We start from the raw sequence: 13,253 nt of genomic DNA, 5'->3' as shown, positions 1-13,253 counted from the left end.
AGTCTAAATCAAGGTCACTCTGAAAGTACATTCAGCAATGAGCATCTCCACCACCGCATCCCAAAACTCGCCACTCATCCTGGCCTCGACCTCGGTATACCGACGCGAATTATTGACACGTCTTCGCATTCCGTTTGACGTCGTTTCACCAAAGGTAGATGAAACCCCCTTTACTGGCGAGAGCTCTCTCGAATTAGCCCTGCGCCTTGCAAACGCAAAAGCTACGGCAGTTGCTAAAGAGCATCCTCAAGCTTGGGTGATCGGCTCTGACCAAGTTGCCGATTTATGTGGTGCGGCAATTGGTAAGCCCGGTAATTTCGAAAGAGCGATGGCGCAACTCCAACTGATGCGTGGTCAAACAGTGACTTTTCATACAGCGCTGTGCTTGATGAAGGGCGATACACAAACTACTTTGAGCATTCCTACTGAAGTGACTTTTCGCAAACTCTCCGATGAGATTTTGGAAAGCTATTTGCTTGCAGAGGAGCCTTATGACTGCGCCGGTAGCGCAAAGTCAGAAGGCTTAGGCATTAGCCTGCTTGAATCCATCAAGAGTGATGATCCCACCGCCCTCATAGGACTACCGCTGATTGCACTTACGGGTTTATTACGTGAAGCTGGTTTTGCAATCCCCGCAAGAAACTAACAGATTAAGAGAACGGCAGAAATTTTCATGGCAAAACTCGGCACACTGTTTTTAGTTCCCAACACCCTAGGGGATGATGCGCGTAACGAACAACTGCCTTGGGTGTTACCAGCTGAAACGATTACACAAACCGCAAAACTCAAACACTGGATTGTGGAAGATGCAAAAACAGCACGTGCTTTATTAAAAGCTATTGATAGCGTTTCACCACTCAATTGCACTATTCAAGAAATGCAAATGGGTGAGTGGCGTGGTGCTGCGCGTAATGCAAAGTATGGTGATGCAGTAAAACCTGCAGATTTGCTCAAGCCATTGTTGGCTGGAAATGACATGGGCTTAATGTCTGAAGCAGGCGTACCTGGTGTGGCGGATCCTGGAGCAGAATTGGTACTCGCAGCACACAAGCTCGGCGCTCAAGTAAAGCCTTTGGTGGGACCGAGCTCGATCTTGTTGGGCCTGATGGCAAGCGGCCTCAATGGTCAGCGCTTTGCTTTTCAGGGATATTTGCCGCATGACACCCATGATCGCAGCGCTAGACTCAAGCAGCTTGAAGTGGAATCCCGCAAACTCGAGCAAACCCAAGTATGGATTGAGACACCTTATCGCAATACCGCGATGCTGATGGCGTGTCTCCAGGCATTAGCACCACAAACATTGCTATGCATTGGCGTAGACCTTACCCTCAAATCTGAAATGATTTCCACTCTATCCATTGCAGAGTGGCGTAAGCGCTTTCCGAATGAGGCTGCTTGTGCCCCATTACAAAATAGGCCAACAGTATTTCTACTGCTGGCCTAAAAGATTTGCTGTTGAAGTATTTACTTCAGATCTGGTGTCTTTACTAAAGCTTTACCAGCAGCAGCTCCAGCCTCAGCACCAAAACGCTTCGCGACGCGTTCAGCAAAGTTTTCTTTCATGGTGTAGTCAAGGACATCAGGGGCTTTAAAGATGTCCCGCGCCACTGAATCAACTGTACCGTAACCATCTACTAGACCAAGCTTAACGGCTTGCTCGCCATTCCAAATCCGACCTGAAAATAAATCTGGTGTTTCTTTCAAGCGCGTACCACGACCTTCTTTCACCACCTGAATAAATTGCTGATGAATTTCATCAATCATGGTCTTGACCATTTCCACTTGCTTGGGATCTTCTTTGCTAAATGGATCCATCATGCCCTTGTTAGAGCCTGCAGTAATCATGCGCCGCGTCACGCCCAATTTATCCATCAAGCCAGTGAAGCCAAAGCCTTCCATGATTACACCGATTGAACCGACTAAGGAGGCTTTATCTACCAAGATCTGATCGCCCGCAACTGCAACGTAGTAACCACCCGATGCACAAATATCTTCAACCACCACATACAAGGGCTTATTTGGATAGAGCTTGCGCAAGCGATGAATCTCATCATTAATCATCCCCGCTTGAACTGGTGAGCCGCCTGGACTATTGATGCGTAGTATCACTCCAGCACTATGCTCATTCTCAAATGCAGCTACCAGCGCAGAATTAATATCCATTGCATTGGCCATCGAGCTTGAAGAGATTTCACCCTCCATAGTCACCATCGCTGTGTGCTTCTCGACAGCCATACCGCGACCCGGAAGATGGAAATCAAACACAGCCAAAATCACACCCACAAAGACCAACAGGGTCAATACTCGGAGAACCGCTCTCCAGCGGCGTGCCTTGCGTGTCTCTTTGAGATTCTCCAATAAGAGATGTTCAAGCGCTTGTCGCTCCCAATTAGGGTTTTGATTATTTTCCATTTTTGCTTCCTTAGTCTGACTAATTAAGATATCAATTCGTTATAAATTTTCTTTAAGCCATTGTGATAGCTGTGCGACATCATCAACATGTGCCAATGACTTTGAAGTCTTCAGGGTATCGAGTGGATGTGCGCCGTAAGTCACTGCAATCGCATCCACCCCCGCATTCGAAGCCATATCCAAATCATGCGTGGTATCACCAATCATTAACATGCGACGTGTAGGCACTTGAGTGGCATCAGACAACTCAAGCAACATCCCGGGATGCGGTTTTGAAAAGGATTCATCAGCAGTGCGGGTTTCATGAAAAAGATGCCCAATTTGGTGATGCTTAAGCGAGCGATCTAAGCCTACTCTGGATTTACCAGTGGCAACGCCTAAAAGGTATTTATCGGCACGCAAATTTTCCAATAGCTCACGAATGCCCACAAATAAATCCAGCTCATGATCTTTAGCCAAGTAGTGATAACGAAAGCGGTCAGTCAACTTTGGAAAATGTACTGGCTCGATCCAGGGCACTGCTCTGCGCAAGGAATCCTGAATCCCCAAACCAATCACTGAACTTGCGAGAGCGTCATCCGGCTCTTTAAAACCCAAGTCACGACAAGCTTGCTGAATGCATTGCACGATCGTGGGGGTTGAGTCCATGATGGTTCCATCCCAATCCCACACAATCAGGTCATAGCGTCGATTTGAGGTATCTACTTGCATTATTTTGGGTTCGAATGATTCACTGTATTAATCAATTATGACAACTCAAATTTCTTCATCATGGCTGCAAACTCCGCGGGGAGCGGTGATTCAATGCGCATTTTTTCACCGGTACGCGGATGAGTAAAGCCTGCCAAGTGCGCATGTAGATAAAGTCGTTTGGATTTAATCAATTTATCTTGCTCTTCAAAGCCATACTTATCATCACCCAAAATGGCATGGCCTAGCTTTTGCAAGTGCACCCGAATTTGATGGGTACGCCCCGTTTTAAGCTGCGCTTCAGCCAATGTCATTGCCACCTCATCATGCTTGAAGACTTTTGTAACTCGCAAAGCGGTATGACTGGGAAGCCCCTCAGGATCTACTCGCACGCGGCGTTCGCCATTCGCTAATAAATATTTATGCAATGGGTATTTGAGTTGCATGCTCTGAGTACCCTGCACGATTTCTCCATGGGCCAGCAAGTAATAGCGTTTATCAGTTTGTCCCTCACGGATTTGGCGATGCAGCTCTACTAAAGCGCTACGCTTCTTTGCCAGCAGCAACACTCCGGAAGTATCTCTATCTAGACGGTGGACCAATTCCAAAAACTTCAGTTCTGGGCGGGTGATGCGTAAGGTCTCAATCACGCCCAAAGCAATTCCAGATCCTCCATGCACCGCCAATCCAGGAGGTTTATCTACAATCAAAAGGGCCTCATCCTCAAACAGGATCGGCATTTTGTCTGAGTAACCATGAGCTCGGGATTTGGTTTGAGCAGAGTTCACTGCGGCCATTTGGGCTGGCTCGGCGATTCTGACGGGCGGCACTCGTACTACATCCCCCTCCACCAGGCGAGTCGTTGGCTCGGCACGTTTTTTGTTTACCCGCACCTCACCGGAGCGAATAATCCGATAAACGTGGCTTTTGGGGACCCCTTTGGCCCAGCGCAGCAAATAATTATCTAAACGCTGACCAGCCTCCTCCGGTCCAATAGTCTGCAGATGAACTGCTGCTGGGGCGGAATTTGGGGTGGGTTTTGGCTTACTTAATGGCTCTGGTTTCATGATTTATCTCTCTTGCCCCCTCAACAGAGGAAGACAAGGGACTCAACAATACCCCATTGTCATTCAACTTGTGCCGTATAATCAACGCTCTAGCCAATTTATTGGCTTGATCCCAGCCTGAAGTCAGGCTTGAATCGTGGAGCTTGGAGTCGCCCTTTAAAAGACTCCCGGGGTTGCCCCTCCCCCGTTGTAATGAGGCGCAGGGTTGGTGTGCCGTATGCCGCGACCCGCGATTAGAAGACAGTTTTCAGGCGCGCGCCTGCATTGATGACCTAAAGGAGGTCTCTGCGGCGATCGTCAAGTGTGGCACCGAATTAACCAACCGTTAACTTGGTGAGCTGGGTAAAAGATGCCCAGATTGGCTTGATCCACACTCCTATACCGCCTTAGGCTCAGTCCTCAGCGGCATTGAACTTGTCCCCTAACGCAGCGCGCATCGACAACCTCCCCCATAGGAGAGTGTTATGAAACGCATGTTGTTTAATGCAACTCAACAAGAAGAGTTGCGAGTTGCCATCGTTGATGGTCAAAAACTCATTGATATTGATATCGAAGCTGCCGGTCGTGAACAACGCAAAGGCAATATTTACAAAGGTGTTATTACCCGCATTGAACCTTCCCTGGAGGCGTGCTTTGTCAACTACGGTGAAGAGCGTCATGGCTTCTTACCATTTAAAGAAGTTGCTAGAGCCTATTTCAAAGAGGGTATCGACGTCCGCAATGCTTCCATTAAGGATGCCCTGCGCGAAGGTCAAGAAATCATTGTTCAGGTAGAAAAAGAAGAGCGTGGCCAAAAAGGTGCTGCCCTCACCTCCTTTATCTCCCTGGCTGGTCGTTATTTGGTATTAATGCCAAACAATCCACGTGGAGGCGGTGTATCCCGTCGTATTGAAGGCGAAGACCGTCAAGAACTGCGTGAAGCGATGTCTCAATTAGAAGTACCAGATGGCATGAGCATCATTGCTCGTACTGCTGGTATTGGTCGCGATGCTACGGAATTGCAGTGGGACTTAAGTTATCTCATGCAGCTGTGGAAGGCGATTGATGAAGCCGCTAAAGGCAACTCTGCGCCATTACTGATTTACCTCGAATCTAGCTTAGTGATTCGTGCAATCCGCGATTACTTCCAGCCTGATATCGGCGAGATTCTCATCGATACCGATGATATCTACGAACAAGCTGCAGCATTTATGTCGGTGGTGATGCCAGACAATTTGCCACGCGTAAAGCGCTATCACGACGATGTGCCTTTGTTCTCACGCTTCCAAATTGAACACCAAATTGAAACCGCGTATTCACGCACAGTGCCATTACCATCTGGCGGCGCTATTGTGATCGACCACACTGAAGCCTTGGTTTCTGTGGACGTAAACTCCGCTCGTGCGACCCGTGGTTCTGACATTGAAGAAACTGCGACGCGTACCAACTTAGAAGCTGCCGATGAAATCGCTCGTCAAGCACGTTTACGTGACTTGGGTGGTTTGATCGTGATTGACTTCATTGATATGGAATCGAGCAAGGCTCAGAAAGATGTTGAGAACCGCTTACGCGATGCTCTGCGCCATGATCGTGCCCGCGTTCAAATGGGTAAGATCTCCAAGTTTGGCTTGATGGAAATGTCACGCCAACGTTTGCGCCCTGCCCTTTCTGAAGGTAGTCACGTCACTTGCCCGCGTTGTAACGGCACAGGTCATATCCGTGATACCGAATCATCTGCATTGCAAGTTCTGCGCATTATTCAAGAAGAAGCGATGAAGGAAAACACAGCAGCGATTCATACACAGGTACCGGTCGAAGTGGCTGCGTTTCTCTTGAATGAAAAACGTGCTGAAGTCATCAAGATCGAGACGCGCTTCAAAGTGAACGTCTTGATGGTTCCAAACAAGCATTTAGAAACGCCACATTACAAGTTAGAGCGTTTGCGTCATGACGATCCACGTCTAGATGACCAAAAAGCTAGCTACGTGATGGCTGAAGAAGCTGCTCGTGAATTGGAAACCGACACCACAGTAAGTCGCAAAGATGCTGATGTGAAGGCACGCCCTGAGGCTGCAGTTAAGGGCATCACTCCTACTCAACCCGCACCAATGAGTCAACCGCGTCCAGCCCGCACCGAAAAAGTTCAAGCTGAAAGCTCTGGTGGTTTATTTGGATTTATCAAAAAACTATTCTCATCGACACCAGTAGTCGAAGAGAAGCCAGCGCCAAGCAATACACGTGGACGCAATCAAAGTCGCAACGGCAATGGTGGTGATCGCAATCGTGGTCGCAATCGTCGTGGTGAGCGTAATGATCGCAACGGCGAGCGTACAGAGCGTCCGGCGGCAAATGCTGCTGAAGGTGCTAGCGAAGGCAACACCAATCGCAACGGCAATCGTAATAACCGCAATCGCAATAACCAGAACGGTCCAAAACCAGAACGTCAAGAAAATGCAGCGGCAGTAACACCTGCAAGCGAAGCAGCTCCTGGCAATGAGGCAACACCGGCTGTTGAAGGTGAAGAGCGTCGTGGTCGTGGTCGCAACCGTCGTGGTCGTGGTCGCAACCGAAATGATCGCGGTGAGCGCGCTGAGAATGGTGATGCATCTTCATCTGTAGCAGCATCTGCTAGCCCGTTTGCTGGCCCTCCTGTTGGTATGGCTGGTGCATCTGCATCAATGCCAATTCAGAATATTGTGAGCAGTTTTTCAAATACAAAACCAGCAGCTGAAAAAACTGAAAGACAAGGTCGAGGACCACGTGCTCCACGTCAATCAAATCGTCCAGCTCAAAGCTCTGCTGCAGCACCAACGCAAACTGCAGCACCCGTTGCTGTAGTAGCTGCTGCCGCCAAGGTTGAAGTGATTGCTAAACCAGCTCCAGAACTTCCGAAGGTTGCCTTCCAAGCGCTAGAAGAAACGCCTTTACATAATGTTGTGCAATCTGCCGGCATGATTTGGGTTGCCACCGATGCCTCCAAGCATGCGGAAGCACAAAATCAGATTCAGCCTGAGTCAATCAACTTAGGCAGAGCACCAAAGCCTGCAGCTGCCCGTCCTGAAGGTCCAATGGTTTTAGTTGAAACCGGCGGTCAAGAAAAAACGGTTTAAGGCCTTACAGCTTTTTCTCCAGACCGCCTTTTATCCCAAAAGGATATTGGGCGGTTTGGCAGAAACCCCGTTTCACAGCCATAATTGAGATCATGGTTGAAAAAGTTAACCCCAAAGTAATTCCCATTCGTATTCATGAAGGCAAAGGCCTTACGCCGTCTATTGGCGCACAACTGCTTGCGCCTCACGGCCAGACTTTGGATAAGCGCGGTCGCACTTTACATGACCTACGCATTTCTGTAACCGATCGTTGTAACTTCCGCTGCACTTATTGCATGCCTAAAGAAGTGTTTGATCACAATTACCCCTATCTCGCCCATCAAGAATTACTTAGCTTTGAAGAAATCACCCGCCTAGCTACTATCTTTTCCACGCTAGGTGTTGAGAAGATTCGCTTAACTGGTGGCGAACCATTGCTGCGTAAGAATTTAGAGGTACTGATTGAGATGCTAGCGAAATTGAGTACGCCTGAAGGCATGCCACTCGATCTCACTCTCACCACCAATGGCAGCATCCTGCGCAAGAAAGCTGCTGCTTTAAAAGCGGCAGGCTTACAAAGACTTACAGTCAGCTTGGATGGCCTAGATGATGCTGTCTTTAGAAAAATGAATGATGTTGACTTTCCAGTAGCCGATGTTTTGGATGGCATAGCCGCCGCAAAAGAAGTGGGCTTTGAAAATATCAAGGTCAATATGGTCGTGAAAAAAGGAACGAACGATCATGAGATTGTTGCGATGGCTAGGCAATTTAAGGGTAGCGGCGTTATTCTGCGCTTTATTGAATTCATGGACGTGGGTAGCTCTAATGGCTGGAATATGGCAGAGGTATTACCTTCAAAAGAAGTTATTGCCAAAATCCATGCAGTATTCCCGCTGGAACCTGTTGATGCGAATTATTCTGGTGAAGTTGCCCAGCGCTGGCGCTATGTGGATGGCTCTGGTGAAATTGGCGTGATCTCTAGCGTGACCCAAACCTTCTGTCACGAATGTACGCGCGCTCGCATTTCAACTGATGGGCAAATGTATCTCTGTCTATTTGCTAATGAAGGCTTTGATTTCAAAACCATGTTGCGGTCTGGTAAAAGTGATTTAGAGATTGCCAACGCGATCATGAATACCTGGTCAGTACGCGATGATCATTACTCTGAGATTCGGGGCTCCCATACTGCTAACTTATCGACAGGTAGTCGCAAGGTCGAAATGTCTTATATCGGTGGTTGATGATTTCAGCTGAACACATTACTGGACTCATCTTGGCTGGCGGACGTGCGCAGCGTATGGGCGGTATTGATAAAGGGCTTATCCCCTTTCATAACAAGCCACTGATTGATTCGACGATTACGCGCCTCAAGAAACAAGTTGGCCCCATGCTGATTAATGCCAACCGCAACGTTACAAAATATGCTGCTTATGGCTACCCCGTCATCATGGACGAGACTCCCGACTTTTCTGGCCCACTGGCCGGATTTTCGGCCGGTCTAAGCGCCTGCAAGACCCAATATTTATTGAGTGCCCCGTGCGATTCACCCATGCTACCCCTTGATTTGGCTTCTCGGATGGCTAATGAACTGGAACAAGGTAACTATCAACTCGTTTACGCCTCAAGCAAAGAAGCTGATGGGAAGGTGTGGGCACAACCTGTGTTTTGTTTGATGCGCACCAACTTGCATGAATCTTTAGAAATCTTTTTACAAAAAGGTGATCTCAAGATTGATCGTTGGTTCAAAGAGCTGCGCAGTGGCACTGTTGTATTTGAGGAAGCTCATGCATTTGCAAATGTCAACACCCCCGAGGAACTCAAAGCTTTAGAGCAAGTCTCCTTATGAAGCACTCGCCTAACAACCCTATTCTTCTGACTTCATCGCTACATGTCGATGAGGCACGCGCAGCCATTGCTCGGTTAGTCGAAGAACTCTTAAATGAATCTCAAGCGATTTCAGATCCTGCAGATATTGAAATCGTTGCATTAGATCAAGCGATCAATCGTATTTTGGCAGAAGATCTACTATCTCCAATCGATGTTCCTGCAGCAGATAACTCTGCTATGGATGGCTTTGCATTTGATGGCAAATGTCTTGATACCAATACTCCTGAGATCGCACTGCAGGTTGTTGGCACCGCCTTTGCTGGCAAGCCTTATGAGGGCAACCTCAAGACCGGTGAGTGCCTGAAGATCATGACTGGTGCAGTCATGCCAGCAAATTGTGACACGGTTATTCCACAAGAATTGACTACTGAGATGACTGAGACTCAGATTACCTTTCAACAAGCTCAATTAAAACGTGGAGATAATCGTCGCCTCCGCGGTGAAGATTTGCAAACTGGCAAACCTGCTATCTCTGCTGGTCGTTTATTGCGTCCTTCGGATTTGGGTTTAGCAGCCTCACTCGGTATTGCGGCCTTAAAAGTAAGGCGCAAACTCAAGGTAGCCATTCTGTCTTCTGGAAATGAATTGCGCACCCTAGGTGAATCATTGGATATAGGCAGCATCTATGACAGTAACCGTTATAGCCTGTCAGGTTTACTCAATCGCCTCAATCTTGAAATCATTGACTGCGGCATTGTTCGTGACGATCCCAGCGCCCTTAAGAATGCTTTCTGTGAGGCGGCGGCAAAAGCAGATGTCTTGATTTCTTCGGGTGGCGTTTCAGTTGGTGAGGCGGATTTCACCAAACAAATCATGCAAGAGTTAGGGGATGTTGGCTTCTGGAAAATTGCCATGCGACCTGGCCGTCCGATGGCGTTTGGCATTCTGAAGGCCCTTGCTGGCAAATCTCCTGCGCGCAAAACCCTATTCTTTGGCTTACCTGGTAATCCTGTTGCAGTAATGGTGACCTTTTACCAATTTGTCAGGTCAGCCCTTCTCCAACTCAATGGGGCAAGCCATACAGATGTGCCAATGACTCAGGCAATCTGCACAGAAGCAATTCGCAAAAAACCGGGTCGTACCGAGTTTCAGCGGGCCATTCTCAGTCGTGGCGAGGATGGTAAGCCAACAGTTCGACTCACTGGCAGCCAAGGCGCAGGGATTTTACGCTCCATGAGTGAGGCGAATTGCTTTGTCATCCTTGCTCACGACCAAGGAAATGTTGCTGCTGGTGAGTGGGTAGATGTGGCGCTTTTTGAAGGACTGCTTTAAGATTGCGTCATCATGAAACTTACCAAAAAAGAACTCGTCTTTCTAGACCCAATGCACACAGCTAAAACACTCGTTTTGGTTTACCTGTGCTTCTCAGTACCCATCGTCTTACTAGCGCTGTTTGTTGCCTTCATTCGTGATGGAGCGATTCCAGGATTTACAGTGCTCTCAGCCCTCATCCTCAATGCTTTATTAGGGTTTGGTTTGCTGTGGATTGCTTGCAAAGTCTACAACTGGGTCGCAGGAAAATTCGGTGGTATTGAATTGGCCATGCGCGAACTTCCTGAAGAAATCGAAGCTGAATAATTTCAGCTAGATTTAACTACGCTTTAAATACTTCAGTATTAATTAAGCTTGGTGGCTTTTTGCCATCAATCGCTTGTCGCAAATTCTCAATAGCTAAATCGACCATCGCCCTGCGGGTCTTCTCTGTTGAGCTTGCAATATGAGGGGCTAAGACCACATTACTTAATTTCAGCAACTCCGGATGAACGGTAGGCTCACCTTCAAATACATCTAGTCCAGCTGCAAAAATCACTTTATCTTTGAGAGCTTGAGCTAAAGCCAAGTCATCCACGATACCTCCCCGCGCAATGTTTATCAGGGTTGCAGTTGGTTTCATCAATGCAATCTCTTTAGCAGCAATGGTGTGATGATTCTCTGGGGTATAGGGTAAAACCAAGACCACATGATCTGCGGTGCGGAGTAATTCTTCTTTAGATACATACTTTGCAGCACAGGCTTTTTCATCGGCTTCGGAGAGACGACTCCGATTGTGATAAATCACATTCATCCCAAAACCTAAGGCACGTTTTGCAATGCCCTGCCCAATACGACCCATTCCAATAATGCCGATGGTGCTGTGATGAATATCCATTCCAAGTGGGTTGTTGACGATGGACCACTTTTTCCATTCGCCTGCTCTAACCCAATGCTCAGACTCAGTAATCCGTCTGGCAGTGGCCATCAATAAAGCAAAACCAAAATCTGCTGTTGTATCAGTAAGTACATCAGGAGTGTTAGTTGCCATGACACCAGCAGCAGTCATCGCAGGTACATCAAAATTGTTATAACCCACTGAGATATTGGCTACCACCTTCAGATCTTTTGCTTGCGATAAAGCATTTGCATCGATGCGCTCGCTACCAGCCACCAATGCCCCTACAACCTTAGCAAGCTCTGCTTGGAGCTCGGTAGGGGTAAAAACCTGATCCGCTTGGTTGGATCGAACCTCAAAGGACTCTTGGAGCTTGGCCAAAGCCTCGGGGAATATTGCCCTAGCAACGAGGATTTTAGGTTTTGTTTGGGATTTTGACGGTGTATTCATAGGAGGAACTTTACCTGAAGTAAATTGACCCTTTTGCCTGAAAAATAGGCTATTTCGGCTAAAATTGATCTTTTAAAACTGGCTAACCCCTTTTTTGGGCTCTTGAAATAAAACTACCATGACTTACGTTGTTACCGAATCTTGCATCCGCTGCAAATATACCGACTGTGTTGATGTTTGCCCAGTTGACTGCTTTCGTGAAGGCCCCAATTTTCTCGTAATCGATCCGGATGAGTGCATTGACTGCGCCGTTTGCGTTCCCGAGTGCCCTGTTAATGCCATTTATGCAGAAGATGATGTTCCCGGTGATCAACAAGCTTTTATCAAACTGAACGCTGAACTCTCTCCATCTTGGACTTCGATTACGAAGTCTAAAGCCGCACTGCCTGATGCGGATGAGTGGAAAGACGTTAAAAATAAACTCGATCAACTCGTAAAGTAATTTTCGAGACTTTGTGTTGAGCTCACCCACTCACACCGATGCCGTCATTATTGGCGCAGGGCCAGTGGGTCTTTTTCAAGTTTTCGAACTAGGCCTTCTAGAAATTAAAGCCCATGTCATTGATTCATTACCTGAAGCAGGTGGTCAATGCATTGAGTTATATCCCGATAAACCCATTTACGATATTCCAGCAATTCCGGTCTGCACAGGTCGCGAACTGACCCAAAACCTTCTCAAACAAATCGAACCCTTTGGCGCCCAGTTTCATTTGGGGCAAGAGGTTACGCGGCTCGAGCAACAAGCGGATGGCCGCTTTCTGATCAGCACCTCAAAAGAAGAGCACTTCCTCAGTAAAACAGTCTTTATCGCTGCAGGGGTTGGTGCTTTTCAGCCCCGCACGTTGAACCTAGAAGGTATTGAAGCATTTGCTGGCAAGCAGCTCTTCTATCACGTCAAACACCCTGAACAATTTCATGGCAAGCGGATAGTCATTTGTGGTGGTGGCGATGCAGCGCTAGATTGGGCACTCTATTTTGTTGATAAAGCGGCGAGTGTGACTTTGATTCACCGACGCGATGACTTCAAAGCAGCTCCTGCATCGATTGCGAAGATGCGTGAGCTCTGCGCTAATCAACGGATGCAATTACTGATTGGGCAAATTACAGAATATGCAGTTGCAGGTGATCGTATTGACAGTATTGTTGTCAGAAATATTGACGGTGCCGATCAAAGCATCCCGGTAGATGATCTTCTCATCTTTTTTGGCCTCTCCCCAAAACTCGGGCCTATCGCAGACTGGGGTCTGGATATTGATCGCAAACAAGTGCTTGTTGATACGGAGAAGTTTCAAACCAGTATTCCTGGAATTTATGCCGTGGGTGATATCAATGTTTACCCGGGCAAGAAAAAGCTCATCTTGTCAGGCTTTCATGAGGCGGCATTGGCAGCCTTTGCTGCGGCCGCCTACCTTAACCCTGAGAAACCCATCCAGCTCCAGTACACCACCACATCGCCTAAGCTTCATCGGATGCTTGGGGTAAGCCCCGCCACATTCGAGTAAGCTATCTCTTCATTACCCATTTTTCGCC

13 protein-coding genes are annotated in these 13,253 nt (G+C 47.8%); 9 read left to right on the top strand and 4 right to left on the bottom strand.

Annotated features, from left to right (window positions below; all coding sequences use genetic code 11):
• Positions 1-37: 37 nt before the first annotated feature.
• On the top strand, positions 38-646 hold the full coding sequence (locus C2757_RS02115; protein WP_215375529.1) for a Maf family nucleotide pyrophosphatase: 609 nt from the start codon (positions 38-40) through the stop codon (positions 644-646).
• Between the two features lie 27 nt (positions 647-673).
• Positions 674-1,444, top strand: a complete 771-nt coding sequence (locus C2757_RS02110) for an SAM-dependent methyltransferase (RefSeq protein ID WP_215375526.1) — start codon at positions 674-676, stop codon at positions 1,442-1,444.
• 20 nt (positions 1,445-1,464) lie between these two features.
• Here the strand turns inward: C2757_RS02110 and sppA are convergent, their stop codons facing one another.
• From sppA to C2757_RS02095, 3 genes are read right to left on the bottom strand one after another with little or no spacing between them, the layout of a single operon-like run.
• Positions 1,465-2,412, bottom strand: a complete 948-nt coding sequence (gene sppA / locus C2757_RS02105; RefSeq protein WP_215375524.1) for a signal peptide peptidase SppA — start codon at positions 2,410-2,412, stop codon at positions 1,465-1,467.
• Between the two features lie 39 nt (positions 2,413-2,451).
• Complete coding sequence (locus C2757_RS02100; protein ID WP_215375521.1) at positions 2,452-3,123, bottom strand: HAD-IA family hydrolase; 672 nt, start codon at positions 3,121-3,123, stop codon at positions 2,452-2,454.
• Positions 3,124-3,158: 35 nt separating this feature from the next.
• Entirely contained in the window at positions 3,159-4,169 is a 1,011-nt protein-coding gene (locus C2757_RS02095; protein ID WP_215375518.1) for an RluA family pseudouridine synthase, read from the bottom strand.
• A 464-nt stretch (positions 4,170-4,633) separates the two neighbouring features.
• On the opposite strand from C2757_RS02095, the gene C2757_RS02090 reads away from it, so the two are divergent.
• The 5 genes from C2757_RS02090 (at position 4,634) to C2757_RS02070 (ending at position 10,702) form a co-directional block, all read left to right on the top strand.
• The gene (locus C2757_RS02090; RefSeq protein ID WP_215375515.1) at positions 4,634-7,258 is read left to right on the top strand and encodes an Rne/Rng family ribonuclease; all 2,625 of its coding nucleotides are present in this window, start codon (positions 4,634-4,636) and stop codon (positions 7,256-7,258) included.
• 92 nt (positions 7,259-7,350) lie between these two features.
• Complete coding sequence (gene moaA, locus C2757_RS02085; protein ID WP_215375512.1) at positions 7,351-8,478, top strand: GTP 3',8-cyclase MoaA; 1,128 nt, start codon at positions 7,351-7,353, stop codon at positions 8,476-8,478.
• Complete coding sequence (gene mobA / locus C2757_RS02080) at positions 8,478-9,083, top strand: molybdenum cofactor guanylyltransferase MobA (RefSeq protein ID WP_215375509.1); 606 nt, start codon at positions 8,478-8,480, stop codon at positions 9,081-9,083. The genes moaA and mobA overlap by 1 nt, the downstream gene beginning before the upstream one ends.
• Positions 9,080-10,396 carry a gephyrin-like molybdotransferase Glp gene (gene glp / locus C2757_RS02075; protein ID WP_215375507.1) on the top strand — a complete coding sequence of 439 codons (1,317 nt, stop codon included), beginning with the start codon at positions 9,080-9,082 and terminating at the stop codon, positions 10,394-10,396. The genes mobA and glp overlap by 4 nt, the downstream gene beginning before the upstream one ends.
• Before the next feature lie 12 nt (positions 10,397-10,408).
• Complete coding sequence (locus C2757_RS02070; protein ID WP_068322073.1) at positions 10,409-10,702, top strand: hypothetical protein; 294 nt, start codon at positions 10,409-10,411, stop codon at positions 10,700-10,702.
• Positions 10,703-10,718: 16 nt separating this feature from the next.
• Here C2757_RS02070 and C2757_RS02065 read toward each other — a convergent pair whose 3' ends face one another.
• The gene (locus C2757_RS02065) at positions 10,719-11,723 is read right to left on the bottom strand and encodes a D-glycerate dehydrogenase (protein ID WP_215375504.1); all 1,005 of its coding nucleotides are present in this window, start codon (positions 11,721-11,723) and stop codon (positions 10,719-10,721) included.
• A 118-nt stretch (positions 11,724-11,841) separates the two neighbouring features.
• Between C2757_RS02065 and fdxA the strand changes: the two genes are divergently transcribed.
• Positions 11,842-12,165 carry a ferredoxin FdxA gene (gene fdxA, locus C2757_RS02060; RefSeq protein ID WP_071464719.1) on the top strand — a complete coding sequence of 108 codons (324 nt, stop codon included), beginning with the start codon at positions 11,842-11,844 and terminating at the stop codon, positions 12,163-12,165.
• A gap of 13 nt (positions 12,166-12,178) precedes the next feature.
• The gene (locus tag C2757_RS02055) at positions 12,179-13,225 is read left to right on the top strand and encodes an NAD(P)/FAD-dependent oxidoreductase (protein WP_215375501.1); all 1,047 of its coding nucleotides are present in this window, start codon (positions 12,179-12,181) and stop codon (positions 13,223-13,225) included.
• Positions 13,226-13,253 lie beyond the last annotated feature (28 nt).

Source organism: Polynucleobacter sp. MWH-Svant-W18, from assembly GCF_018687495.1.
GTDB lineage: Bacteria > Pseudomonadota > Gammaproteobacteria > Burkholderiales > Burkholderiaceae > Polynucleobacter.
The sequence above is the reverse complement of the archived record's forward strand: the minus strand, read 5'-3'. Positions and strand labels throughout refer to the sequence as shown.

Excerpts from the sequence above, each read along its gene's own strand:
- C2757_RS02110 (WP_215375526.1), top strand. The coding sequence starts at position 674 with ATGGCAAAACTCGGCACACTGTTTTTAGTTCCCAACACCCTAGGGGAT.
- C2757_RS02090 (WP_215375515.1), top strand. The coding sequence starts at position 4,634 with ATGAAACGCATGTTGTTTAATGCAACTCAACAAGAAGAGTTGCGAGTT.
- mobA (WP_215375509.1), top strand. The coding sequence starts at position 8,478 with ATGATTTCAGCTGAACACATTACTGGACTCATCTTGGCTGGCGGACGT.
- C2757_RS02070 (WP_068322073.1), top strand. The coding sequence starts at position 10,409 with ATGAAACTTACCAAAAAAGAACTCGTCTTTCTAGACCCAATGCACACA.
- C2757_RS02095 (WP_215375518.1), bottom strand. The coding sequence starts at position 4,169 with ATGAAACCAGAGCCATTAAGTAAGCCAAAACCCACCCCAAATTCCGCC.
- sppA (WP_215375524.1), bottom strand. The coding sequence starts at position 2,412 with ATGGAAAATAATCAAAACCCTAATTGGGAGCGACAAGCGCTTGAACAT.
- fdxA (WP_071464719.1), top strand. The coding sequence starts at position 11,842 with ATGACTTACGTTGTTACCGAATCTTGCATCCGCTGCAAATATACCGAC.
- C2757_RS02115 (WP_215375529.1), top strand. The coding sequence starts at position 38 with ATGAGCATCTCCACCACCGCATCCCAAAACTCGCCACTCATCCTGGCC.
- glp (WP_215375507.1), top strand. The coding sequence starts at position 9,080 with ATGAAGCACTCGCCTAACAACCCTATTCTTCTGACTTCATCGCTACAT.
- C2757_RS02065 (WP_215375504.1), bottom strand. The coding sequence starts at position 11,723 with ATGAATACACCGTCAAAATCCCAAACAAAACCTAAAATCCTCGTTGCT.
- C2757_RS02100 (WP_215375521.1), bottom strand. The coding sequence starts at position 3,123 with ATGCAAGTAGATACCTCAAATCGACGCTATGACCTGATTGTGTGGGAT.
- moaA (WP_215375512.1), top strand. The coding sequence starts at position 7,351 with ATGGTTGAAAAAGTTAACCCCAAAGTAATTCCCATTCGTATTCATGAA.